The organism is Mycobacterium sp. NGS51, from assembly GCF_059812525.1.
This window is the reverse complement of sequence record NZ_JCALCV010000008.1, coordinates 117,165-141,118: the sequence shown is the minus strand read 5'-3', so window position 1 is coordinate 141,118 and position 23,954 is coordinate 117,165. Positions and strand designations below refer to the sequence as shown.

At 67.3% G+C, this 23,954-nt stretch carries 21 protein-coding genes; 17 read left to right on the top strand and 4 right to left on the bottom strand.

What is annotated here, in order from left to right; genetic code table 11:
• Positions 1-42: 42 nt before the first annotated feature.
• The 9 genes from pdxS (at position 43) to AC5Y5W_RS12335 (ending at position 7,683) form a co-directional block, all read left to right on the top strand.
• Positions 43-954: a pyridoxal 5'-phosphate synthase lyase subunit PdxS gene (pdxS, locus tag AC5Y5W_RS12375; protein ID WP_499897347.1), complete on the top strand. Its 912-nt coding sequence runs from the start codon at positions 43-45 to the stop codon at positions 952-954.
• A gap of 9 nt (positions 955-963) precedes the next feature.
• Positions 964-1,809: an acyl-CoA thioesterase II gene (tesB, locus tag AC5Y5W_RS12370; protein WP_500009646.1), complete on the top strand. Its 846-nt coding sequence runs from the start codon at positions 964-966 to the stop codon at positions 1,807-1,809.
• Positions 1,806-2,408: a pyridoxal 5'-phosphate synthase glutaminase subunit PdxT gene (pdxT, locus tag AC5Y5W_RS12365; protein ID WP_500009647.1), complete on the top strand. Its 603-nt coding sequence runs from the start codon at positions 1,806-1,808 to the stop codon at positions 2,406-2,408. The genes tesB and pdxT overlap by 4 nt, the downstream gene beginning before the upstream one ends.
• A gap of 46 nt (positions 2,409-2,454) precedes the next feature.
• Entirely contained in the window at positions 2,455-3,840 is a 1,386-nt protein-coding gene (locus AC5Y5W_RS12360) for an ABC1 kinase family protein (protein WP_500009648.1), read from the top strand.
• Between the two features lie 45 nt (positions 3,841-3,885).
• Complete coding sequence (locus AC5Y5W_RS12355; protein WP_499886086.1) at positions 3,886-4,638, top strand: YebC/PmpR family DNA-binding transcriptional regulator; 753 nt, start codon at positions 3,886-3,888, stop codon at positions 4,636-4,638.
• Positions 4,639-4,737: 99 nt separating this feature from the next.
• Complete coding sequence (gene ruvC, locus AC5Y5W_RS12350; protein WP_499886088.1) at positions 4,738-5,292, top strand: crossover junction endodeoxyribonuclease RuvC; 555 nt, start codon at positions 4,738-4,740, stop codon at positions 5,290-5,292.
• The gene (ruvA, locus tag AC5Y5W_RS12345) at positions 5,289-5,879 is read left to right on the top strand and encodes a Holliday junction branch migration protein RuvA (protein WP_500009649.1); all 591 of its coding nucleotides are present in this window, start codon (positions 5,289-5,291) and stop codon (positions 5,877-5,879) included. The genes ruvC and ruvA overlap by 4 nt, the downstream gene beginning before the upstream one ends.
• Entirely contained in the window at positions 5,876-6,919 is a 1,044-nt protein-coding gene (ruvB, locus tag AC5Y5W_RS12340; protein WP_499897360.1) for a Holliday junction branch migration DNA helicase RuvB, read from the top strand. Before ruvA ends, ruvB begins: the two co-directional genes overlap by 4 nt.
• Positions 6,920-7,002: 83 nt before the next feature.
• The gene (locus AC5Y5W_RS12335) at positions 7,003-7,683 is read left to right on the top strand and encodes a hypothetical protein (RefSeq protein ID WP_500009650.1); all 681 of its coding nucleotides are present in this window, start codon (positions 7,003-7,005) and stop codon (positions 7,681-7,683) included.
• A gap of 17 nt (positions 7,684-7,700) precedes the next feature.
• Here AC5Y5W_RS12335 and car read toward each other — a convergent pair whose 3' ends face one another.
• Complete coding sequence (gene car, locus AC5Y5W_RS12330; RefSeq protein WP_500009651.1) at positions 7,701-11,183, bottom strand: carboxylic acid reductase; 3,483 nt, start codon at positions 11,181-11,183, stop codon at positions 7,701-7,703.
• 365 nt (positions 11,184-11,548) lie between these two features.
• Here car and AC5Y5W_RS12325 point away from each other — a divergent pair, with 365 nt between their 5' ends.
• Positions 11,549-11,848: a hypothetical protein gene (locus AC5Y5W_RS12325; RefSeq protein WP_500009652.1), complete on the top strand. Its 300-nt coding sequence runs from the start codon at positions 11,549-11,551 to the stop codon at positions 11,846-11,848.
• A gap of 171 nt (positions 11,849-12,019) precedes the next feature.
• Here AC5Y5W_RS12325 and gabT read toward each other — a convergent pair whose 3' ends face one another.
• Positions 12,020-13,360, bottom strand: a complete 1,341-nt coding sequence (gabT, locus tag AC5Y5W_RS12320; RefSeq protein ID WP_500009653.1) for a 4-aminobutyrate--2-oxoglutarate transaminase — start codon at positions 13,358-13,360, stop codon at positions 12,020-12,022.
• 93 nt (positions 13,361-13,453) lie between these two features.
• Between gabT and AC5Y5W_RS12315 the strand changes: the two genes are divergently transcribed.
• Entirely contained in the window at positions 13,454-14,881 is a 1,428-nt protein-coding gene (locus AC5Y5W_RS12315; RefSeq protein ID WP_500009654.1) for a serine/threonine-protein kinase, read from the top strand.
• A gap of 5 nt (positions 14,882-14,886) precedes the next feature.
• Here AC5Y5W_RS12315 and AC5Y5W_RS12310 read toward each other — a convergent pair whose 3' ends face one another.
• Both AC5Y5W_RS12310 and AC5Y5W_RS12305 read right to left on the bottom strand, forming a co-directional pair.
• Entirely contained in the window at positions 14,887-15,132 is a 246-nt protein-coding gene (locus AC5Y5W_RS12310) for a hypothetical protein (RefSeq protein WP_500009655.1), read from the bottom strand.
• A 58-nt stretch (positions 15,133-15,190) separates the two neighbouring features.
• Positions 15,191-15,862: a nitroreductase family protein gene (locus tag AC5Y5W_RS12305; RefSeq protein ID WP_500009656.1), complete on the bottom strand. Its 672-nt coding sequence runs from the start codon at positions 15,860-15,862 to the stop codon at positions 15,191-15,193.
• A 59-nt stretch (positions 15,863-15,921) separates the two neighbouring features.
• Between AC5Y5W_RS12305 and yajC the strand changes: the two genes are divergently transcribed.
• From yajC to AC5Y5W_RS12275, 6 genes are all read left to right on the top strand, one after another.
• Complete coding sequence (gene yajC / locus AC5Y5W_RS12300) at positions 15,922-16,245, top strand: preprotein translocase subunit YajC (RefSeq protein WP_500009657.1); 324 nt, start codon at positions 15,922-15,924, stop codon at positions 16,243-16,245.
• A 70-nt stretch (positions 16,246-16,315) separates the two neighbouring features.
• Positions 16,316-18,007, top strand: a complete 1,692-nt coding sequence (gene secD / locus AC5Y5W_RS12295) for a protein translocase subunit SecD (RefSeq protein WP_500009658.1) — start codon at positions 16,316-16,318, stop codon at positions 18,005-18,007.
• A 4-nt stretch (positions 18,008-18,011) separates the two neighbouring features.
• The gene (secF, locus tag AC5Y5W_RS12290) at positions 18,012-19,238 is read left to right on the top strand and encodes a protein translocase subunit SecF (RefSeq protein ID WP_500009659.1); all 1,227 of its coding nucleotides are present in this window, start codon (positions 18,012-18,014) and stop codon (positions 19,236-19,238) included.
• A gap of 4 nt (positions 19,239-19,242) precedes the next feature.
• Positions 19,243-20,895, top strand: a complete 1,653-nt coding sequence (locus AC5Y5W_RS12285; protein ID WP_500009660.1) for an ABC transporter substrate-binding protein — start codon at positions 19,243-19,245, stop codon at positions 20,893-20,895.
• Complete coding sequence (locus tag AC5Y5W_RS12280) at positions 20,892-21,428, top strand: adenine phosphoribosyltransferase (RefSeq protein WP_500009661.1); 537 nt, start codon at positions 20,892-20,894, stop codon at positions 21,426-21,428. The genes AC5Y5W_RS12285 and AC5Y5W_RS12280 overlap by 4 nt, the downstream gene beginning before the upstream one ends.
• Positions 21,429-21,477: 49 nt before the next feature.
• Entirely contained in the window at positions 21,478-23,841 is a 2,364-nt protein-coding gene (locus AC5Y5W_RS12275) for a RelA/SpoT family protein (RefSeq protein WP_500009662.1), read from the top strand.
• Positions 23,842-23,954 lie beyond the last annotated feature (113 nt).

Below are 23,954 nucleotides of genomic sequence, written 5' to 3'. Positions count from 1 at the left end.
GACGCTTTAGACTGGCTTAGTACCAGGTGAAGGAGATCAGCAGTGGATAGCGCCGGTTCGTCGAACGGCCGCGGGCAAATCGGAACCGCGCGAGTCAAGCGCGGTATGGCCGAAATGCTCAAGGGCGGCGTCATCATGGACGTCGTCACGCCCGAGCAGGCCCGCATCGCCGAGGGCGCCGGCGCCGTCGCGGTGATGGCGCTGGAACGGGTGCCTGCCGACATCCGCGCCCAGGGCGGGGTGTCGCGGATGAGCGATCCGGACATGATCGAAGGCATCATCGCGGCGGTCACCATCCCGGTGATGGCCAAGGCGCGCATCGGGCACTTCGTCGAGGCGCAGATCCTGCAGAGCCTGGGCGTGGACTACGTCGACGAGTCCGAGGTGCTCACCCCGGCCGACTACACCCACCACATCGACAAGTGGAAATTCACCGTCCCGTTCGTCTGCGGCGCCACCAATCTGGGCGAGGCGCTGCGGCGCATCGGCGAAGGCGCGGCGATGATCCGGTCCAAAGGTGAAGCCGGCACCGGCGACGTCTCCAACGCCACCACGCACATGCGGGCCATCGGCGGCGAGATCCGTCGGTTGACCTCGTTGTCAGAAGACGAATTATATGTTGCCGCAAAGGAACTCGCAGCGCCCTACGAGCTAGTCGTAGAGGTGGCCCGCGCCGGTAAATTGCCGGTCACGCTGTTCACCGCCGGCGGCATCGCCACCCCCGCCGATGCCGCGATGATGATGCAACTCGGCGCCGAGGGGGTGTTCGTCGGCTCGGGCATTTTCAAGTCCGGCGACCCGGCCCAGCGGGCCGCCGCCATCGTCAAGGCCACCACCTTCTACGACGACCCCGACGTGCTGGCCAAAGTGTCGCGGGGGCTGGGTGAGCCGATGGTCGGCATCAACGTCGAGGAGATCGCGGCGGCGCATCGCCTGGCCGAACGCGGCTGGTAAGAACGATCCGTGGCGATCGAGCAGATCCTCGATCTCGAGCAGCTCGAGGTCAACATCTACCGGGGCAGTGTGTTCTCCGCCGAATCAGGCGCCTGGCAGCGCACCTTCGGCGGCCACGTCGCCGGCCAGACGCTGGTGTCGGCGGTGCGCACCGTCGACCCGCGCTTCCTGGTGCACTCGCTGCACGGATACTTCCTGCGACCCGGAGATGCCAAGGCGCCCACGATCTTTCTCGTCGAACGTATCCGTGACGGCGGCTCGTTCTGCACCCGGCGGGTCAACGCCGTCCAGCACGGCGAGACGATTTTTTCCATGTCGGCGTCCTTTCAGACCGACCAGACCGGCATCGAGCACCAAGACGTGATGCCTTCGGCGCCGCCGCCCGACGACCTGCCCGGGCTGTCGTCGATGAAAGTGTTCGACGACGCGGGATTCCGCCAATTCGAAGAGTGGGATGTGCGCATCGTGCCGCGGGAGCAGCTGACACTCCTGCGCGGACTGGCGTCCCAGCAGCAGGTGTGGTTTCGGCATCGCGATCCGCTGCCCAACGACCCCGTGCTGCACATCTGTGCGCTGGCCTACATGAGTGACCTCACCCTGCTCGGTTCGGCGCAGGTAATCCACCTTCAGGAGCGCGACCACTTGCAGGTCGCATCGCTGGACCACGCGATGTGGTTCATGCGGCCGTTCCGGGCCGACGAATGGCTCCTGTATGACCAGTCGTCGCCGTCGGCGTGCGGTGGGCGGTCGCTGACCCAGGGCAAACTCTTCAACCAGTACGGCGAGATGGTCGCGGCGGTGATGCAGGAGGGCCTGACCCGCTACAAACGCGACTTCCGACCGGGGAGCCAGTGAGCGCAGTAGCTCCCCGTATCGGCGTCCTGGCGTTGCAGGGCGACACCCGCGAACACCTGGCGGCGCTGCGCGAAACCGGAGCCGATCCGCAACCGGTGCGCCGCCGCGACGAACTCGACACGGTGGACGCACTGGTGATCCCCGGCGGGGAGTCCACCACGATGAGCCACCTGCTGCGCGAACTCGACCTGCTGGATCCGCTGCGCAAGCGGCTGGCCGAGGGCTTTCCGGCCTACGGGGCGTGTGCCGGGATGATTTTGCTGGCCGGAGAGATACTCGATGCCGGCGCCGGCGGGCGCGAGGCGCTGCCCCTGGGTGGCATCGATATGACGGTGCGGCGCAACGCCTTCGGACGACAGGTCGACTCCTTCGAGGGTGATATCGCCTTCGACGGTCTCGACGATCCGGTGCACGCGGTGTTCATCCGGGCGCCGTGGGCGGAGCGGGTGGGTGCAGATGTCCAGGTGCTGGCCCGCGCAGCCGGCCACATCGTCGCGGTGCGGCAGGGCCCCGTGCTGGCGACCGCGTTTCACCCGGAAATGACCGGCGATCGTCGCATCCACCGGCTGTTCGTCGACATGGTCACCGGGGCGGCCTAACCCCGCGCGAGCAGACACCACGGCTGCCGCCAGGCATGATGTGCTCATGGCCGACATCGTGCGGGGCCGATTAGGGCGCGTCGCAAAGCTGGCCGGACTTCCAGCAGGAGTGGCCGGGCGTGCTGCGCTGGGCGTGGGCAAGCGGATGACCGGCAAGTCCAAGGAAGAAGTCAACGCGGAGCTGCTGGAAAGGGCCGCCGACGAGCTGTTCCAGGTGTTGGGGGAGCTCAAAGGCGGCGCCATGAAGGTCGGTCAGGCGCTGTCAGTAATGGAGGCGGCAATACCTCCGCAGTTCGCCGATCCGTTCCGGGAGGCCTTGGTCAAGCTGCAGACCGAAGCACCGCCGCTGCCGGCAGCCAAGGTGCACCGGGTGCTCGACGCCCAGCTCGGCACCAAGTGGCGCCAACGCTTCGAATCCTTCGACGACACACCCGTCGCGTCGGCCAGTATCGGACAGGTTCACAAAGGCACCTGGAAAGACGGGCGCACGGTCGCCGTCAAGGTCCAGTACCCCGGCGCCGACGACGCGCTACGCGCGGATCTCAAGCTGATCCAACGGTTCTCCTGGCTCGCCAAGCAGATCGTGCCGCGAGCGGACGTGGACCGCCTCGTTTCCGAGGTCAGCGAACGTATCGAAGCAGAGCTGGACTACCGGCAGGAAGCCGACTATCAGCGTGCCTTCGCGAAAGCCTTTGCGAACGACCAGAAGTTCTTCGTACCGGCAGTGGTCGCGAGTGCGCCCAAGGTGATCATCTCGGAGTGGGCGGAGGGTCGACGTCTTTCCACAATCATCGCCGAGGGCACCCAAGACGAACGAGACGCGGTGTGCACCTTGCTGCTTGAGTTCACGGTGAGCTCACCCGCCCGTGTTGGGCTGGTGCACGCCGATCCCCATCCGGGCAACTTCATGATGCTGGCGGACGGCCGGCTGGGAGTCATCGATTTCGGCGCCGTCGCCGAGCATCCCGGCGGTGTGCCCGCCGAATTCGGCGAACTGCTGTGCTGGGCGCGAGACGAACAGTGGGATGAAGCAATCTTCTTGATGAAGAAGCTCGGATTCATGCCCCAGCACTACGACCTGAGCGCCGAGCAGCTGGTGGAGTACCTCGGACCGCTGTGGGCTTACATCGATCCGTTGCGCTCCGGGGAGTTTCACTTCACCCGCGACTGGTTCCAGAAGTCGGCCCTGATCACCGCCGACCCGCTCGCGGAAGGATTTGCTGACCGGTTCAAGGTGGCCCGGCAACTGACTATCCCGCCCGGCTACGTCATGTTGCTCCGCACGCTCGGCGGTCTGCTCGGAGTCGCCGTGCAACTTGACGCGCAGGTTGCCTACGCCACGCTGATCGAACGATGGATACCGGGATTCTTCCCGCCCGGGGAGGGGCACCGCACGCGGGCGACGGACGACCGGCACCAGCCGCCCACGTAGACTCGTCTGGCGAACTTTGCCAGCAACAGAAGAGGTAGCACGCCGATGAGCGGCCACTCCAAATGGGCCACCACCAAGCACAAGAAGGCCGTCATCGACGCCCGTCGCGGCAAGAACTTCGCCCGGCTGATCAAAAATGTCGAGGTTGCGGCCCGCGTCGGCGGTGGCGACCCGGCGGGTAACCCGACGCTCTACGACGCCATCCAGAAGGCCAAAAAGAACTCGGTGCCCAACGACAACATCGAGCGGGCCCGCAAACGCGGCGCCGGTGAAGAGGCCGGCGGCGCCGATTATCAAACCATCACCTACGAGGGCTACGGGCCCAATGGGGTGGCTGTGCTCATCGAATGCCTGACCGACAACCGCAACCGCGCCGCCAGCGAGGTGCGGGTGGCGATGACCCGCAACGGCGGCAACATGGCCGACCCCGGCTCGGTGGCCTACCTGTTTGCCCGCAAGGGCGTGGTGACCTTGGAGAAGAACGGGCTGACCGAAGACGACGTGTTGACCGCGGTGCTGGAAGCGGGCGCCGAAGACGTCACCGACCTTGGCGATAGCTTCGAAATCCTCAGCGAGCCAGGTGATCTGGTGGCGGTCCGCACCGCGTTGCAGGACGCCGGCATCGACTACGACTCCGCGGAGGCGGGCTTTCAGCCGTCGGTCACCGTTCCGCTGGACGCCGAAGGTGCCCGCAAAGTCATGAAACTCGTCGATGCGCTTGAAGACAGCGACGACGTGCAAGACGTCTACACCAACGCCGACATCCCCGACGAGATCCTGGCTCAGATCGAGGAGTGACAGCTCGCCGGTCGAGCCTGCGACCGCGTGTCCTACCGGCTCTTGTCGGCGCTGCCCGTTAGGGTATCGAACAACCGTTCGGCATCGAGGGAGCTTGACGTGCGCGTGATGGGCGTCGACCCGGGACTGACCCGCTGCGGCCTGTCGGTCATCGAAGGCGGCCGCGGGCGGCAGGTGACCGCGCTGGACGTCGACGTGGTGCGCACCCCGGCCGACGTGCCACTGCCGCGGCGGCTGCTGACGATCAGCGACGCCGTCGAGCACTGGCTGGACACTCATTGTCCCGACGTGATCGCGATCGAGCGGGTGTTCTCCCAGCAGAACGTGTCGACGGTGATGGGCACCGCGCAGGCCGGCGGCGTGATTGCGCTGGCCGCGGCAAAGCGCGGCATCGACGTGCACTTCCACACCCCCAGCGAGGTCAAGGCCGCGGTCACCGGCAACGGCGGCGCCGGAAAGGCGCAGGTCACCGCAATGGTGACCAGAATCCTCGGGTTGCAGGCCAAACCGACGCCGGCGGACGCCGCCGACGCCTTGGCGCTGGCAATCTGCCACTGCTGGCGCGCGCCGATGATCGCGAGGATGGCCGCCGCCGAAGCCAAGGCGGCTGAACAGCGCCGGAAGTTCAACGCGAAAGTGAAGGCCGCGACATGATCGCCTCGGTGCGCGGAGAGGTGCTCGACATCGCGCTCGACCATGTCGTGATCGAAGCCTGTGGTGTCGGGTACAAGCTGATGGCCGCCCCGTCGACGTTGGCCACGCTGCGTCGCGGCAGCGAGGCCCGGTTGATCACCGCGATGATCGTGCGGGAAGACTCGATGACCCTGTACGGGTTTCCCGATGCCGACGCTCGCGACCTCTTCCTGACCCTGCTGGGTGTCTCCGGCGTCGGCCCCAAGATCGCACTGGCCACATTTGCGGTGTATGACGCGGCGGCGCTGCGCCAAGCGCTGGCCGACGGTGACATCACCGCGCTGACCCGGGTCCCCGGCATCGGCAAGCGCGGCGCCGAGCGGATGGTGCTCGAACTCCGCGACAAGATCGGTCCGGTTGGACCGACGCCGAGCGCGTCGGTCAACGGCCACAGCGTCCGCGGCCCTGTGGTGGAAGCCCTTGTCGGGCTTGGCTTTGCAGCCAAACATGCCGAAGAGGCCACCGACAGCGTGTTGGCCGGCGACGACGCCGCCACCACGTCCAGTGCGCTGCGCGCGGCTCTGTCGCTGCTGGGTAAGTCCACATGAGTGAGCCCGACGAGCGTGAGGTTTCACCGGCGCTGACCGTCGGCGAGGGTGACATCGACGCCAACCTGCGGCCGCGTTCGCTGCGCGAATTCATCGGCCAGGCGCGGGTGCGCGAACAACTGCAACTGGTCATCGAAGGCGCCAAAAACCGTGGCGGCACACCGGATCACATCCTGCTGTCGGGGCCGCCCGGGCTGGGCAAGACGTCGCTGGCGATGATCATCGCCGCCGAATTGGGGTCGTCGTTGCGGGTGACGTCCGGACCGGCGCTGGAACGCGCCGGTGACCTGGCCGCGATGTTGTCCAACCTCGTCGAGCACGACGTGCTGTTCATCGACGAGATCCATCGCATCGCCCGGCCCGCCGAGGAGATGCTGTATCTGGCGATGGAGGACTTTCGGGTCGACGTGATCGTCGGCAAAGGGCCTGGGGCGACGTCGATTCCACTGGAGGTGGCACCGTTCACGCTGGTCGGTGCGACCACCCGGTCCGGTGCACTGACCGGGCCGCTGCGCGATCGGTTCGGGTTCACCGCGCACATGGACTTCTACGAGCCCGCCGAGTTGGAGCGGGTGCTGGCCCGGTCGGCCGGCATCCTGGGCGTCGAACTGGGCGCCGAAGCCGGCGCGGAGATTGCGCGCCGCTCGCGCGGCACCCCGCGGATCGCCAACCGGCTGCTGCGTCGGGTGCGTGACTATGCCGAGGTCCGTGCCGATGGCGTCATCACCCGCGATGTCGCCAAGTCGGCGTTGGCGGTATACGACGTCGACGAGCTCGGCCTGGACCGGCTGGACCGAGGCGTGCTGTCGGCATTGACCCGCAGCTTCGGCGGCGGCCCGGTCGGCGTGTCGACGCTGGCGGTAGCGGTCGGGGAGGAGGCCACCACCGTCGAGGAGGTGTGCGAGCCGTTTCTGGTGCGAGCCGGAATGATCGCCCGCACTTCGCGCGGTCGGGTGGCCACGGCCCAGGCCTGGACGCATCTGGGCATGGTGCCGCCGGTCGGAGCCGGTGGGCTGGGCCAAGCGGGGCTTTTCGACTAGTTACGTCGAGTTACGTCCGCACCCGATCCGGGTACTCAGCACGCAGCCGACACCGTCGGTATCAACTGTGTGAGGAGATTGTCATGAATGACTCGCGGACGGCCCCGGGCAGCCTGCATATGCCTCGTAGCCGCGGCGCGGTCAGCGGATTGCTCCTGATCGCTCTGGGTGCGTGGGGCGCGTTGGCCCCGTTCATCGGGCCGTATTTCCACTGGGCCTATACGCCGGACCAGGAATGGACCTGGACCGCGGCCCGTGGTTGGCTCGAAGTGTTCCCCGGCGTCACCGCCGTGGTTGGTGGTCTGCTGCTGTTGGGCTCGGGAAACCGCGCCACCGCGATGTTCGGCGGCTGGCTGGCGGCCTTTGCCGGTGCTTGGTTCGTAGTCGGGGGCGCCTTCGCCTCGACGCTGCGGATCGGCAGTGTCGGCCAGCCGGTGGCATCCACTGACGCCAAGCGGGCGTTGCTCGAAGTCACCTACTTCTCCGGGCTGGGCGCGCTGATCGTGTTCCTGGCCGGCGCTGTGCTGGCGCGGGTCGCGGTCCGGATGGCGCGAGATGTCGAGGCGGTGCCGGCAGCCGAGGCTCCTGCCGCCGACGTGCCGTCAGCGGACTACACGCCGGCTCCGGAGTACGAGCCTGCGCCCGCCGAAGTGTCACCGGACGCCGTGACCCAGGCGCGGGCCAATCAACTTCCCGCGCAAGAGCCGCAGCGCTCCAAGAGCAGCTTCTTCCGTCGGCGCAAACACGCTAGCGCGTCGAACTGAGCTAAAGCCACATCTCGTCAGAGCAGGCCGAGCAGGTGCAGGTCGGTGATGTACTTGACGATCACCGGCGCGCTGACATGCGGAATGTCTTTGTCCGGTCCGATTTTCGCGTCCTGCACCGCGGCGCGGAACCGATCGGTCGGCGCAATCGAGCCCTGGATCGGTGTCTCTGGCTTCTGGTAATTGTGCAGCAACGGCAATAGCGAGTACTGGCGCTGTTTCTCCGGTAGCGCCCGCAGCGTCATCTCGAACCGCTGCAACCACTCGCCGTAGTCGCCGATCCGCTGGATCTTGTAGTCGGCGTCGATCAGCCAGTCGACGTACTCGTCCATCCCGATGCCGTCGTCGTAGGGATTCATCACGTGGTAGGTCTGCAAGCCGTCCACATTCTGAGCGCCCAACGTCGCGATGGCCTCGGCGATGAACTCGACCGGCAGGCCGTCGTAGTGTGCGCGCTGCCGGTTGCCGTCGGCGTCGAGCTGGTAGAACGAGCCGGGCGCGATCCCGGTGGCCACCAGGCTCAGCATCGTCCGGGTGAACATGTCCGGCAGATTGAGCTGGCCCGCATACGTGGTGTCGGCCAGGATCATGTCGCAGCGGAACACCGCGACCGGCAGGCCGCACAGCTCGTGCGCCTCGGCCAGCAGCACCTCGCCGGCCCACTTGCTGTTGCCGTAGCCGTTGGCGTAGCTGTCGCTGATCCGGCGGGTCGGGCTCATCACCCGGACATCGGCATCCTCGGTGAAGCTGCCCGGAGCGATCTGGTCGCCCACCCCGATCGTCGACACGTAGCTGTACGGCTTCTTCTTGGTGGTCAGCGCGATCCGGATCAGCTCGGCGGTCCCCACGGCGTTGGGACCGAACAACTCGCTGTACGGCAGCACGTGGTTGACCAGCGCCGCCGGGTCGACGATCAGGTCGACGGTGTCGGCCAGGCGCTGCCAGGTCGCTTCGTCGAGGCCGAGGCCGGCCTCGCCCTTGTCGCCGGCGATGACCTCCAGGTGATCGGCGGCCAGCTCCCGATAGTGCGACAGCAGGGTCGGGTCGCCGCTGTCGAAGGTGTTGTCCAACCGGGCCCGCGCATCCTCGTCGGAGCGGGCCCGCACCAGGGCGATCACCTTGCCGTCGACCTGGTCCATCCGCTCCAGCCACTCCAGGGCCAGGTAGCGACCCAGGAAGCCGGTCGCGCCGGTCAGCAGCACCGTCCGCACCTCTGAGCTCGGTGCAGGCAGCGAGGGTGCGGCCGCCAGCGTGGCGGCGTCGAGGAACTTGTCCAGCGTCAGATCGCCGGCGTGCACCTCGACCGCGTCGCGGCCGTGCACGGAGGCGAAGGTGGGCCGCTTGGAGCCCTGCCGTTCGCTGTCGATGTAGTCGGCGATGGCCTGCAGATCCGAGGCCGGGCTGACGATCACACCGACTGGCACGTCGACGTCGAAGATCTCGCGCAGCAAGTTGCCGAATGTCAGCGCCGACAACGAGTCTCCACCCAGGTCGGTGAAGTGTGCGTCGGGTTGCAGGTCGGACGTCGACGCACCCAGCAGTGCGGCCGCGGCGCGGCTGATGGTCTCCAGCACCGGCCCGTCGGCACCGCTGCGACGCAGGTCGCTGAGCTCATTGGCCTGGCCCTCGGCCAGCTCGGCGTAGAGCTGTTCCAGCCGCTCGCCGTAGTGCTGCTTCAGCTTGGGCCACGCCAGCTTGCGGATACCGGTGAGCAGACCGTTTTCCAGCGTGAAAGGTGTTGTCTCGATGAGGAAGTCGCGCGGCACCTCGTAGGACTGCAGCCCGGCCTCTTTGGCCACGTTCTGCAGCGACTCGGCGATCGCCGACTTCGACGCGTTGACGTCGGTGGGCACCACAACTGCCAGCAGGTAGGGGTGTGCGCTGTTGCCGTAGACGTAGATCTGCCGCACCAGCGGGCTGTTGCCGAACACCGCCTCCAATTTCGCGACGGTGACGAACTCGCCCTGGGCGAGTTTGAGCACGTTGTTGCGGCGGTCGACATACACCAGCCGGCCGGGGCCGACCTCGGCCACCACGTCCCCGGTGCGGTAGTAGCCCTCGGCGTCGAAGACCTCGGCGGTGACTTCGGGGCGCTTGTAGTAGCCGGGGAACAAGTTCTCCGTCTTGAGCAGCAACTCGCCCCGCGGATAGGGCCGGTCGGTATGGAAGTAGCCCAGATCCGGGACGTCGACCAGCTTGTAGTCGATCACCGGCGGGCGCTGCACCTCGCCGTCGAAGAGCACCATGCCGGCCTCGGTGGAGCCGTAGCCGTCCAGCAGGTGCATCTCGAGGACGGATTCGACCCAGACCTTCAGCTCCGGGGAAGTGGGCGCGGACCCGGTCATCGCGAAGATATACCGCCCGCCGAGGCGGTGCTGCCGCTGCTCGGCGATGACCTCGGTTTCGGCGGCCGCACGGTCGGCCCCGTCGGCAGTTCGGCGGTCCACTTCGCTCTGGAACTCCTGGAAGAGCATTTCCCAGATTCGCGGCACGAAGTTCAGTTCGGTTGGCCGCACCAAGGCAAGGTCTTCCAGCAGCGTGGACAGGTCGCTCTTGGCACCGAAATAGGCTGTGCCGCCGTTGCCGAGGGTGCCGTAGAGGATGCCGCGGCCCATCACGTGACTCATCGGCATGAAGCTGAGCGTGATCGACGCGGCGCTCGGTCCGAACCAGTTCCGGGACGACCGTTGCCACATCTTGGCGACGTTGCGCTGCGGGTACATCGCGCCTTTGGGCGCACCGGTGCTGCCGGAGGTGTAGATCAACAGCGCCAGCGCGTTCCCGTCGTCGGTGACCACCGCGGGCACTGGCGGCAGCGCCGCTCCACGGTCCAGCACCTCGTCCAGGGTTTCCACGACGACCGGGCTGTCGGCCAGCTGCGCGCGGGCGGCCTGCACGGCTTCCCGGTGGTCGTCGACCTGCCGGTGGTAGTCGAACACCACCAGCCGCGCGGGCCGGTGCCCGGTCTGGATCAGTTCGACGGCTTCGGGCAGATGGTCGACGCTTGCCGCGATCACGGACGGCTCGGTCTCGACGACAATCGGCCGCAGCTGCGTGATCGCCGCGCTGGTCTGCATTGGCACCGACACCGCGCCCAGGCGCGCCAGCGCCACATCGATCGTGGTGTAGTCGACGCTGGTGAAGCCGAGCACACACACCCGATCGCCGGGCGACACCGCCTGAGTGGCCCACGCACTGGCCAGCGCACCCACGCGCCGGCCCAACTCCCGGTAGCTGATCGTGTCGAACCGGGGCAACAGCTGCGCCGAGGTGCGGCCGCTCTGTTGGTCGCGGACGAATTCGACCGCGCGATGGCCGAGCGCGGGCCGGTCCGCGTAGCCGTCGAGGATGGTCTGAATCACCTGAGGCAGTTGGAGTGCGGGCTGTTGCGCGGCAACCGCGACGGCCTGGTCAGGGCGGGCGGCGGCGAACTGCGGGTCGTTGGCGGTCAAATCGGCGATGCGGCGCTCGACGCGCTCTTCATTGATATCGGTGGGCATTGAGGTCCTCTCGCAAGGATTAGGACGTTTGACATTTACGGCGCACCGTTGCGTCAATGGTTTACTACGTTAGCAAAGCTAATGTTATTCCGGCGAATAGGGTGACCAAGCTAACGGCGGGCGCTCGGCGACCGTCACCTGTCAGCCCACCTGTCACACCAGTCGCCGCAAAGTTGGTGATGTCCGATGTGCCCGCCTCGCGGCGACAACGCGACGTATGGCCAGGTGGCGCAGCGGCGACGGAGTCACTCTGGGCACTCCTAGCGTGGTTTGCCACACCCGTCACGCCCTGGCCCGCTCTTCCGGGGTGCCCGCCTATGCGCGACAGTGAACTGGTTGTCGGACGTCCATGCGACGGTCAGGCGATGAATGACTTACTGCTACTGCGGGGGACCGAACTCCGCTACGTACTGACAATGCAGTTGTTTCGCCATGGGCCGGCCACCGTGGGCGAGTTGGCCGATGCGCTCGCGCAGCACGGTTTTGCCGTGGGCGGGCGGGCGTCGAAATCCATCTCGGATGCGTTGCGCTGGGAAATGGGCTACGGCCGGGTGCAACGGCTAAGACGCGGTCGATATGGACCCGGCTGGATGCCGCGGGGTACCGAGCACCGGATCCATAAACGTGAGCTGGCATTACGCGACCAAGCCAAGTGTCGCTCGTAGCCGGGCACGTTCCTGTCAGCGACAACGCCCGAACTCGCGTGACTGACGGGGCGGCAGTGCCCCAAGTGAAAAATTCTCGCCAGGCCGCTGCGCCAAATCATCCTTTGTCGCTGCGAGGCGGGCACATCGTCACATCCCGAATCCCTTGCGACAGCTGGGATTAGTGTGACGTCACATCTCGGCGAGAAGCCCTGCCAGCACATCGATGCCTTCGGTGAGCAACTCGTCGCTGATCGCCAGCGGCGGCAGGAACCGCACCACATTGCCGAAGGTGCCGCAGGTCAACAGGATGACGCCGGCGGCGCGCGCGGCAGTCGCGAGTTTGTTCGTCAGCTCGGCGTCGGGTTCGGTGCCGCCGGATTTCACCAGCTCGACGGCGATCATCGCGCCGCGGCCGCGCACATCGCCGATCCGGTCGTCGTCGGCCTGCAGCCGGAACAACCGCTCGGTCATCAGTCGCCCGATGTGCTGTGCGCGCTCGATGAGCTCGTCGCTTTCGATGGTCGCGATGGTGGCCAGCGCCGCCGCGCATGCGAGCGGATTGCCCCCGAACGTGCCGCCCAGGCCACCGACGTGGGAGGCGTCCATCAGCTCAGCGCGGCCGGTGACCGCCGACAGCGGCAGCCCGTCGGCGATGCCCTTGGCGGTGCAGATCAGGTCGGGCTCGATGCCTTCGTGCTCGCACGCGAACATCGCACCGGTGCGGGCGAATCCGGTCTGCACCTCGTCGGCGATGAAGACGACGTCGTTCTGGCGGCACCACTCCAGCAAGGTCGGCAGGAACCCCTCGGCCGGCACGATGAAGCCGCCTTCGCCCTGGATCGGCTCGATGACGAGGGCCGCCAGGTTGTCCGCGCCGATCTGCCTACCGATGACGCGGATCGCTCGGGCGGCCGCCCGTTCGCCGTCCGTGGCCAGCTCTTTGTCGAGCAGCCGGTCGCGATACGGATAGGACAGCGGCGCTCGATAGATCTCCGGCGCGAAGGGCCCGAAGCCGCTCTTGTACGGCATCGACTGTGCGGTCAGGGCCATGGCCAAGTTGGTGCGACCGTGGAAGGCATGGTCGAAGGCGACCACCGCGGATTTGCGGGTGAAGGCGCGGGCCACCTTGACCGCGTTCTCCACCGCCTCGGCGCCCGAGTTGAACAGCACGGAGCGCTTCTCGCCGGAGCCCGGGGTGAGGCGATTGAGCTGCTCGGCGACGGCGATGTACTGCTCGTAGGGGGTCACCATGAAGCAGGTGTGGGTGAAGTCGGCGACCTGCCCGCGCACCGCATCGACGACCCGGGGCGAGGCATTGCCGACCGTGGTGACCGCGATGCCGGAGCTCAAGTCGATGAGCCGATTGCCGTCGACGTCCTCGACGATGCCGCCGCCGGCGCGCACGGCATAGACCGGCATCGTGCTGCGGACACCGCGGGCGACCGCAGCGGACCGGCGCTTGGCCAATTCCAGCGATGCGGGGCCCGGGATTTCGGTGACGAGGTGGCGACTCTGTTCGAGAGTGGGCATGTATCCGAGCCTAGTTGCGGCCACACCCGAAACGCCGCCGGGCGAGCGCTCGAAACCGCAATCACTATGGGAACTGCCTGAGAAGATGCCGATATGGCCTCCGCGGAAGGCTCACGCATCGGCACCATGTTCGGGCCCTACGAGCTGCAGGCGTTGCTGGGCCGCGGCGGCATGGGGGAGGTGTACCGGGCGTACGACACCGGCAAAGACCGGACGGTCGCGCTCAAGCTGCTGCGCCCAGAACTGGCCGCAGACACCACTTTTCAGCAGCGGTTCCGCCGCGAATCACGACTCGTGGCGCGGCTGCAAGAACCGCACGTCATCCCGGTGCACAACTTCGGCGAGATCGACGGCGTTCTCTACATCGAGATGCGGCTGGTAGAAGGAGGCAACCTCAAGGCCATGCTGCGCCAGGGCGGGGCGCTGGACCCGGGGCGGGCGGTGTCGATCATCGCGCAGGTGGCGGCGGCGCTCGATGCCGCGCACGCCGACGGGCTGTTGCACCGCGACGTGAAGCCGCAGAACGTGCTGTTGACGCGCACCGACTTTGCCTACCTCGTCGACTTCGGTATTGCCCGGTCGACCTCGGATACCAGCGGGACCAACGCCGCTACGCTGAGCGGAACCTACCTCTACATGGCCCCGGAGCGGTTCAGCGGCGGACCGGTGGGGCCGCACGCCGACATCTACTCGCTGACCTGCGTGCTCTACGAGTGTCTCACCGGCCAACCGCCGTTCCCGCAGGGCGAACTGGACCAGCTGTTGGGCGCCCACCTGTTGACTCCGCCGCCGCGGCCCAGCCAGATCCGGCCGGATCTCGGTCCGGCCTTCGACGAGGTGATCGCCCGGGGGATGGCCAAACAGCCGGGCGAGCGATTCCCGTCTGCCGGCGAGCTTGCCCAGGCCGCCAACACGGCGTGGGTCTGGTCGGCCGGGGCCCCGCCGCCCGCGGCGAAGCAGCCCGATCCGGGGCCGTCCGATCCCGGCCCGCCCATACAACAGGCCATGCCTTCCCGGCGCCGGCGGCCGGTGCTGGCCGCGGCAGCGGCTGCGGTGCTGATCGCCGCGGCCGGCGCGCTGTGGTGGGGTTTCGGGGCGGGTCGCCCTGCCGACGTCGAGGTGCCGCCAGCAAGCACGCCCTCGCCGTCGTCGCCGCCGCCATCGTCGTCGTCGCAGGTCACCCAACCCGTGCTCAGCTTGCCGGGCGCCGATGCGCAGGGTTTCATCGACTATCCCGGTGCCCGTTGTGACCCGGGAAACCGGCCTGCGGTGCTGGCCCGCACCGACGAGTCGGTGCTGGTGATCTGCCAAGCCGGGCCCAGCCGCTACTACTACCGGGGCGTTCGGCTCAGCGACGGCGCCGCAATCGAACTCGCCAACGCGGTCCGCTCATCCGGCGGATTCGACGTCGTCAACCCGGTCGACGGAACCCGATACGAGGTGCGTAGCGACGGCTTGACTATCATGCTGTCCGACGGTCGGCACTTCGTGGAGCCGATCGTCGACTACGCGGCCGATTAGCCTGGTCAGGGCTGGCCGAGTGGCTTGCACACGTTGTCGGCCGGGTTCCAATACTGGCCGTCGGGGCAATTGATGGGTTGCGGGCCGACGCCCAGCGGGCGGCAGACGTTGCCGGTCGGCTCCCAGTACTGGCCTTCGGGGCAGTTCAGTGGTTCCGCCGAGCCCAGGGCTGGTGTTTCGACCACCACGACCGCCATCGTTGCTGCCGCCAGCATGGCTGCGGCCGCCAACCGGCCGACGAGGTTATTCATGACAGACCTCCAGGAAAGCGTGTTAACCGTGCGATGAGTTTAGGTATTGACGGTCGCGTCATGCGCCAAACGCCGGGCCGTCGATCGTGTCGACAGTGGCGAACGAGGAGACCGGTGCGCGGCGCAGTTTGCGTGGCTGGCGAACCGGGTGCCCGAGCGCGATCACCGCGGCCAGCGCCAGCGGGCCCGGAGCCGCGAGCAGAGCTTTGACCTGCGGTTCCTCCCGGATCGCGATTGTCGTAATGACCCCGCCCAGGCCTTCTTCGCGGGCGGCCAGCAGGATGCTCCAGGCGAACGGGTAGATCGAGGCACCGCCGGCGAAGGTGTACCGGTCGGCGTCGCGATCCACCGCCGCCAGCAGCGACAGGTCGGCGAACAGCGCAAGCAGGACCGGGGCCTGGTCGAAGCGGCCGGCGAACCCTCCTGGCGTGTCGGGCTGTCCGGCGGCCAGGGCGCTGGCTTCGGCGTCGCGGTCGTTGGTCGGTGACCAGGGCCGCAGCCCCGCGGCGCTGAGGGCCAGGTAATCGCGGGAACCGCGCTGGTACAGATCCCGCAGTCGGCGCCGCCGCTCGGGGTCTTTGAGCACCACGATCCGCCACGCCTGCGCGTTGGCGCCGCTGGGCGCGAACCGGGCGTTTTCGAGCACGCGCGCCACAGCGGCGTCGTCGACGGACTGATCGGTGAAGTCGCGAACTGCGCCGGTAGTGCGCAACGCCGAGAGGAGTTCCATCACCTCATCATGGAGTAGCTCGTCAAGGTCCAGGGCGCCGCAATGGCACACTGGCGGTCATGGACCTTCTCGTCTTCTTGCCGCTGCTGATCATCCTGGCGGCGTTCATGTTCTTCGGGTCGCGGCGTCAAAAGCGGGTCATGCAGGCGACTATCGACCTGCACGAGTCACTGAGCGTCGGCGACCGGGTGCACACCACGTCGGGGCTGCAGGGCACGATCACCGACCTCAACGACGACACGGTGGACCTGGAGATCGCGCCGGGCGTGGTGACCACCTGGATCAAGATGGCGATCCGCGACCGTATCGACCCGGAGATCACCGAGGGCGACGCGAGCGCCGTCGAGCTCACCGCCGACCCAGAGCGACTGCCCAAGGACTAAGTCCGGCCGACCGGCACGTACCCTTTGCGGGAGCAGTCGAACTGATCGGTAAGCGAGGAGACTCAACAACGTGGCATCGCCTTCCGCGCCGGTGCACCCTGCCCGTTACCTGACGATCTTTCTGGTCATGCTCATCGGCGTGTACCTGCTGGTCTTCCTGACCGGGGACAAGCGGGCCGAACCGAAGCTCGGCATCGACCTGCAGGGCGGCACCCGGGTCACGTTGACCGCACGGACACCGGATGGTTCCCGGCCGTCCAGGGACGCACTGTCGCAGGCCCAGCAGATCATCGGTGCCCGAGTCAATGGGCTGGGCGTCTCGGGTTCGGAGGTCGTCGTCGACGGCGACAACCTGGTCATCACCGTGCCCGGAAACGACGGCAACGAGGCCCGCAATCTGGGGCAGACCGCGCGGCTCTACGTCCGGCCGGTGATCAACGGCATGCCCGCACAGGCCGCTCCGCCGCCCGAGGAGTCGCCGCCGCCGACGGATGAAAAGCCGGGCGACAAACCCGCGCCGACCGGCCAACCGGCGCCACCACCCCAGCCGCGGCCCTACCCGCAGGAGCCGCCGCCATCGCCGAGCCCGGCTCCTCCGCCGGATCAGACGGCGGCGCCCGTGCAGCCTGGGCCGCCGGATCCGCGCAAGGACCTCGCCGAACGCATCTCCAAAGAAAAGGAGTGGCGGCAGAGCACCGACAAAGCCATCCAGTTCTACGGGCTGCAATACCAGGCCACCCAGTGCGACAAAGACGACATCCTGGCCGGCAACGACGATCCCAACCTGCCGCTGATTACCTGCGACAAGGACCACAAAACCGCCTACCTGCTGGCGCCGTCGATCATCAGCGGCGACCAGATCCAGAACGCCACGTCGGGCCTGGACCCGCGCAGCGGCTACGTCGTCGACGTGCAGTTCAAGAGTGCCGCGGCCGGCATCTGGGCGGATTACACCGCCGCCCACATCGGCACCCAGACCGCGTTCACACTGGACTCCCAGGTGGTCAGCGCACCGCAGATCCGTGAAGCGATTCCCGGCGGCCGAACCCAAATCACCGGCGGCGACCCGGCGTTCACCGCCGACAGCGCCCGTCAGCTCGCCAACGTGCTCAAGTACGGGTCGCTGCCGCTGTCGTTCGAATCCTCGGAAGCCGAAACCGTTTCGGCCACACTAGGTTTGACTTCATTGCGGGCAGGACTGATCGCCGGTGCGATCGGGCTGGTGCTGGTGCTGCTGTATTCGCTGCTGTACTACCGGGTGCTGGGATTGCTGACCGCACTGTCGCTGGTGGCTGCCGGCGCCATGGTTTTCGCGATCCTGGTGCTGTTGGGCCGCTACATCAACTACACGCTGGATCTGGCCGGGATCGCCGGTCTGATCATCGGTATCGGCACGACCGCCGACTCGTTCGTGGTGTTCTTCGAACGCATCAAAGACGAAATCCGCGAAGGCCGTTCGTTCCGGTCAGCGGTTCCGCGTGGTTGGGCGCGGGCGCGCAAGACGATCGTGTCCGGTAACGCGGTGACGTTCCTGGCCGCCGCGGTGCTGTACTTCCTGGCGATCGGACAGGTCAAGGGCTTCGCATTCACCTTGGGCCTCACCACGGTCCTCGACCTTGTCGTGGTGTTCCTGGTGACCTGGCCGCTGGTGTACCTGGCGTCGAAGTCCCCGACGTTGGGCAAGCCCGCATACAACGGCCTGGGCGCGGTACAGCAGGTCGCGCGCGAGCGGCGCGCCGCAGCCCACACAGGACGGGGATAGCGAGATGGCCGCAAAAGCAGGCGAAGCCTTAAACAGCGCAGAAATCACCGAGACGACGAGCGCCGAAGTCGACGACAGCGGCACCCAGCTGCCGCACCACAACTTCCTGTCCCGGCTGTACACCGGGACCGGTGCGTTCGAGGTGGTCGGCCGCCGCCGACTGTGGTACGGCGTCAGCGGGGCGATCGTCGCGATCGCGATCGCCAGTATCGTGCTTCGCGGATTCACCTTCGGTATCGACTTCGCAGGCGGAACCAAGGTGTCGATGCCCAGGGGAGACATCCAGACCAGCCAGGTGACCGAGGTCTACCACGACACCATCGGCTCTGACCCCGAGTCGGTGGTGATCGTCGGCAACGGCGCCTCGGCGACCGTGCAGATCCGTTCCATGCCCCTGGACAACGACCAGACGGCCAAGCTGCGCAACGCGCTGTTCGACAGGTTCCAGCCAAAAGGCGCCGACGGCAAGCCCAGCAAGCAGGCGATCAGCGACTCGGCGGTCTCGGAAACCTGGGGCGGCCAGATCACCAAGAAAGCGGTGATCGCGCTGGTGGTGTTTTTGGTGCTGGTCGCGATCTATATCACCGCGCGCTACGAGCGCTACATGGCGATCTCCGCGCTGGTCGCGATGTTCTTCGACGTCGCCGTCACCGCGGGCATCTATTCGCTGGTCGGCTTCGAGGTCACCCCGGCGACGGTGATCGGGTTGATGACGATTCTCGGGTTCTCCATCTATGACACCGTGATCGTGTTCGACAAGGTCGAGGAGAACACCCACGGCTTCCAGCACACCACCCGGCGCACCTTCGCCGAACAGGCCAACCTGGCGGTCAACCAGACGTTCATGCGCTCGATCAACACCAGCCTGATCTCGGTGCTGCCGGTGGTTGCGCTGCTGGTGGTGGCAGTGTGGCTGTTGGGTGTGGGCACGTTGAAGGACCTGGCGCTGGTGCAGCTGGTCGGCATCATCGTGGGCACCTACTCGTCGATCTTCTTCGCCACCCCGCTGCTGGTCAGCCTGCGTGAGCGCACCGAGTTGGTGCGTACGCACACCCGCCGGGTGCTGCGCCGGCGCAGCGGAGCTTCCGAGAAGACTTCGGAGTCCGCGGAATCGGCCGAGGACGAGCCGGACCGGCAGAACACTGTGGCGGCCCCGAACAAGCCGGCGCCGAACAAGCCGGCGCCCGGCGCGCGGCCGGTACGGCCAACCGGCAAGCGAAACAAGAGCTAGCCCGATGGCTGCCTGGCCCGGGCGCGTGGCCGCCAGCTGTCTGGCGGCCATCGTGGCAGCAGCCGGGCTCGCGAGCCTGTCGGGCTGCTCGGGTAGTGCCGCCGGGCACGTCGACTACGTCGTCGACGGCGCGCTGGTCACCTACAACACCACCACCGTGACCGGCGCCGCGTCGGCCGGTGCGCAGGCGTTTGCCCGCACCCTGACCGGGTTCGGCTACCACGGGCCCGACGGGCAGGTCGTCGCCGACCACGACTTCGGCACGGTGTCGGTGGTGGGCGGCGCGCCGCTGGTGCTCGACTACCAGATTGCCGACAAGGCCGTCTATTCCGACGGCAAGCCGGTCACCTGTGACGACCTGATGCTGGCGTGGGCGGCTCACTCCGGAAGGTACCCGGCCTTCCACGCCGCCAGCCAGGCCGGCTACGTCGACATCGCCACCATCGACTGTCAGCCCGGGCAGAAGAAGGCCCGGGTGTCATTCCAGCCCGACCGCAACGTGGTCGACTACCACCAGCTGTTCACGGCGACCACGATGATGCCCTCGCACGTCATCTCCGACGAACTGAAAATGAGCGTGGCCGCCGCGGTGATGGTCAACAACGGGCCGGCCATCGAGCGCATCGCCCAGCTCTGGAACACGATCTGGGACCTCAAACCCGGTCTGGACATCAAGCATTTCCCGTCGTCGGGGCCCTACAAGATCGAATCGGTGCTGAACGACGGCGGGGTGGTGCTCGTCGCCAATGACCGCTGGTGGGGCGCCAAGCCGATGACCAAGCGGGTCACGGTGTGGCCGCAGAAAGCCGACATCCAAGACCGGCTCAACAACCAGAGCGTCGACGTCGTCGACGTCGCGACCGGTTCGTCGGGGTCGGTGATCACCCCGGACGACTACCAGCGCATCGATGCGCCGTCGGATGGAATCCAGCAGCTGATCTTCGCTCCGGGCGGTCCATTGTCGGAGACCCGTGCGCGCCGCGCGGTCGCGTTGTGCACCCCGCGCGACGTGATCGCCCGCGACGCCGGGGTGCCGATTGCCAACGCGCGGTTGCACACCGCCGCCGAAGACGCCATCAGCCAGGCCGAAAATGTTCCCGAGGCCGCGCAGTTCGCCCGGTCGAATCCCGACGCGGCGCGTGATGCGCTTGGCAAGGCGCCGCTGACGGTGCGGATCGGCTACCGGGCACCTAACGCGCGGCTGGCCGCCACCGTCGGCGCGATCGTCAAGGCGTGTGCGCCCGCCGGTATCACCGTCTCCGACGTCACCTCCGACACCACCGGCCCGCAGACGTTGCTCGACGGGCAGATCGACGTGCTGCTGGCCAGCACCGGCGGCGCCACCGGCAGCGGATCCACCGGGTCCTCGGCGATCGACGCCTACGCCCTGCGCGCCGGCAACGGCAACAACCTCTCCGGCTATCACAACGGCCAGATCGACGGGATCATCAGTGCGCTGGCGGTATCGGCCGACCCGGCCGAGTTGGTCCGGCTGCTGGCCGAGGGCGCGCCGGTGCTATGGGCCGATATGCCGACGCTGCCGTTGTACCGCCAGCAGCGCAGCCTGCTCATGTCGAAGAAGATGTATGCCGTGGGCACCAATCCCAGCCGCTGGGGCGCCGGCTGGAATATGGACCGCTGGGTGCTGGTGCGGTGACTCAGGCTGGCGACCAAGTCGCCGACATCATCGCGTCGTTGACCCGCGAGGTGGCCGACTTTCCCACGGCGGGTGTGCAATTCAAGGACCTGAGCCCGCTGTTCGCCGATCCGCGCGGGCTGGCCGCGGTGACCGACGCGCTGGCCGACGTGGCCGCCGGCGCCGAGGTGATCGCCGGCATCGACGCCCGCGGCTTCCTGGTCGGCGGTGCGGTGGCGGCCCGGCTCGGCACCGGAATGCTGGCCATCCGCAAGGGCGGCAAGCTGCCGCCGCCGGTGCTTGCCGTCTCCTACAACCTGGAGTACGGCACCGCCACCCTGGAGATCCCCGCCGACGGCGTCGAGTTGGCCGGCCGCAGCGTCGTCATCGTCGACGACGTGCTGGCCACCGGCGGCAGCGTCGCGGCAGCACACCGGCTGCTCACTCACAGCGGCGCTCAGGTGACGATGGCCGCGGTGGTGCTGGAACTCGGTGCACTGGGCGGACGCGACGTCGTGGCGCCGCTGCCGGTCCACAGCTTGCGCCGCATCTAGCGGGACAATCGAGATTGAGCGATATCCTGGGTGGTCGGAGGTGACGAACGTGGCGGATGACCAGCGCACGGCTGTCCAGCAGCCGACCCAACCGCTGCAGATCGCCGATATCCCGCAGGCGCCGCCGGCCGCGGAGACACTCAAGACGTCCAGCAGCGCGTCGAGGCGGGTTCGGGCCCGACTGGCCAGGCGGATGACCGCCCAGCGCAGCACGCTCAGCCCCGTGCTCGAGCCGCTGGTGGCGGTGCACCGCGAGATCCACCCGAAGGCCGACGTGTCGATGTTGCAGCGCGCCTACGACGTCGCCGAACAACGGCACGCCGACCAGATGCGGCATTCCGGGGATCCCTACATCACTCATCCGCTGGCCGTCGCCAACATTCTGGCCGAGTTGGGCATGGACACCATCACGCTGGTGGCCGCCCTGCTGCACGACACCGTCGAGGACACCGGATACACGCTGGCCGCGTTGTCCGAGGAGTTCGGCGAGGAGGTCGGTCATCTCGTCGACGGGGTGACCAAGCTGGACCGCGTGGTGCTGGGTAGCGCCGCCGAGGGCGAGACGATCCGCAAGATGATCACCGCAATGGCGCGTGACCCGCGGGTGTTGGTGATCAAGGTGGCCGACCGGCTGCACAACATGCGCACGATGCGTTTCCTGCCGCCGGAGAAGCAGGCCCGCAAAGCCCGCGAAACACTGGAAGTGATTGCGCCGCTGGCACATCGGCTGGGGATGGCCACCGTCAAGTGGGAGCTGGAGGATCTGGCTTTCGCGATTCTGCATCCCAAGAAGTACGAGGAGATCGTGCGGCTGGTAGCCGGGCGGGCCCCGTCGCGCGATACCTACCTGGCCAAGGTGCGCACCGAGATCATTGCCACCTTGGCCGCGTCGAAGATCAACGCGGTGGTCGAGGGCCGGCCCAAGCACTACTGGTCGATCTACCAGAAGATGATCGTCAAGGGCCGCGACTTCGACGACATCCACGACCTGGTCGGCATCCGGATTCTGTGTGAGGAGATTCGGGACTGTTATGCCGCTGTGGGCGTGGTGCATTCGCTGTGGCAGCCGATGGCCGGCCGGTTCAAGGACTACATCGCCCAGCCCCGCTACGGGGTGTATCAGTCGCTGCACACCACGGTCGTCGGGCCGGAGGGCAAGCCGCTGGAGGTGCAGATTCGCACCCGCGACATGCACCGCACCGCCGAGTACGGTATCGCCGCACACTGGCGTTACAAGGAAGCCAAGGGCCGCAACGGAGTTCCGCATCCGCATGCTGCCGCCGAGATCGACGACATGGCCTGGATGCGGCAACTGCTCGACTGGCAGCGGGAAGCCGCCGACCCCGGCGAGTTTCTCGAGTCGCTGCGCTATGACCTTGCGGTTCAAGAGATTTTCGTGTTCACCCCGAAAGGCGATGTGATCACGCTGCCGGCCGGGTCGACACCGGTCGACTTCGCCTACGCCGTGCACACCGAGGTCGGCCACCGCTGCATCGGCGCCCGGGTCAACGGCCGGCTGGTGGCGCTGGAGCGCAAGCTGGAAAACGGCGAAGTCGTCGAGGTTTTCACCTCTAAGGCACTCAACGCCGGGCCGTCGCGAGACTGGCAGCAGTTTGTGGTGTCTCCGCGCGCCAAGACCAAGATCCGTCAGTGGTTCGCCAAGGAGCGCCGCGAGGAGGCGCTGGAGTCCGGCAAGGAAGCGATGGCGCGCGAGGTTCGCCGCGTCGGACTTCCGTTGCAGCGCTTAATGAATGGCGCATCGGTGGCGGCGGTGGCCAATGAGCTGCACTACACCGACGTGTCCGCGCTCTACACCGCGGTCGGTGAGGGCCACGTGTCGGCCAAGCACGTCGTGCAGCGCCTGCTGGCCGAACTCGGTGGTATCGATCAGGCCGAAGAGGATCTCGCCGAGCGGTCCACGCCCGCGACGATGCCGCGGCGTCCGCGCAGCACCGACGATGTCGGTGTGGCGGTGCCCGGCGCGCCGGGGGTGTTGACCAAGCTGGCCAAGTGCTGCACGCCGGTGCCCGGGGACCAGATCATGGGGTTCGTCACCCGCGGTGGCGGGGTCAGCGTGCATCGCACCGACTGCACCAACGCCGCGTCGCTGCAGCAGCAGGCCGAGCGCATCATCGAGGTGCACTGGGCACCGTCGCCGTCTTCGGTGTTCCTGGTGGCCATTCAAGTCGAAGCGCTGGACCGGCACCGGTTGCTCTCGGACGTGACGAAGGTCCTCGCCGACGAGAAGGTGAACATCCTGTCCGCCTCGGTGACCACCTCATCCGGTGACCGGGTTGCCATCAGCCGCTTCACCTTTGAGATGGGCGACCCGAAGCATCTCGGGCATCTGCTCGACGTGGTCCGCAATGTCGAAGGCGTCTACGACGTCTACCGGGTGACCTCCGCGGCGTAATTTCTTGCGCCCTTTTGCGCGAGCGTGCGTGTCCCCGGCCGACACGCCGGGGTGTCGGCCGGGAACACGCACGCTCGCGGCGGGAGTTGGCGGCTTGCTCCGCGAAACTGCAG

Coding starts and splice junctions, on each gene's coding strand:
- AC5Y5W_RS12360 (WP_500009648.1), top strand. CDS start 2,455: ATGGCCGACATCGTGCGGGGCCGATTAGGGCGCGTCGCAAAGCTGGCC.
- AC5Y5W_RS12355 (WP_499886086.1), top strand. CDS start 3,886: ATGAGCGGCCACTCCAAATGGGCCACCACCAAGCACAAGAAGGCCGTC.
- ruvA (WP_500009649.1), top strand. CDS start 5,289: ATGATCGCCTCGGTGCGCGGAGAGGTGCTCGACATCGCGCTCGACCAT.
- ruvB (WP_499897360.1), top strand. CDS start 5,876: ATGAGTGAGCCCGACGAGCGTGAGGTTTCACCGGCGCTGACCGTCGGC.
- AC5Y5W_RS12335 (WP_500009650.1), top strand. CDS start 7,003: ATGAATGACTCGCGGACGGCCCCGGGCAGCCTGCATATGCCTCGTAGC.
- car (WP_500009651.1), bottom strand. CDS start 11,183: ATGCCCACCGATATCAATGAAGAGCGCGTCGAGCGCCGCATCGCCGAT.
- AC5Y5W_RS12325 (WP_500009652.1), top strand. CDS start 11,549: ATGAATGACTTACTGCTACTGCGGGGGACCGAACTCCGCTACGTACTG.
- gabT (WP_500009653.1), bottom strand. CDS start 13,360: ATGCCCACTCTCGAACAGAGTCGCCACCTCGTCACCGAAATCCCGGGC.
- AC5Y5W_RS12315 (WP_500009654.1), top strand. CDS start 13,454: ATGGCCTCCGCGGAAGGCTCACGCATCGGCACCATGTTCGGGCCCTAC.
- AC5Y5W_RS12310 (WP_500009655.1), bottom strand. CDS start 15,132: ATGAATAACCTCGTCGGCCGGTTGGCGGCCGCAGCCATGCTGGCGGCA.
- AC5Y5W_RS12305 (WP_500009656.1), bottom strand. CDS start 15,862: ATGGAACTCCTCTCGGCGTTGCGCACTACCGGCGCAGTTCGCGACTTC.
- yajC (WP_500009657.1), top strand. CDS start 15,922: ATGGACCTTCTCGTCTTCTTGCCGCTGCTGATCATCCTGGCGGCGTTC.
- secF (WP_500009659.1), top strand. CDS start 18,012: ATGGCCGCAAAAGCAGGCGAAGCCTTAAACAGCGCAGAAATCACCGAG.
- AC5Y5W_RS12285 (WP_500009660.1), top strand. CDS start 19,243: ATGGCTGCCTGGCCCGGGCGCGTGGCCGCCAGCTGTCTGGCGGCCATC.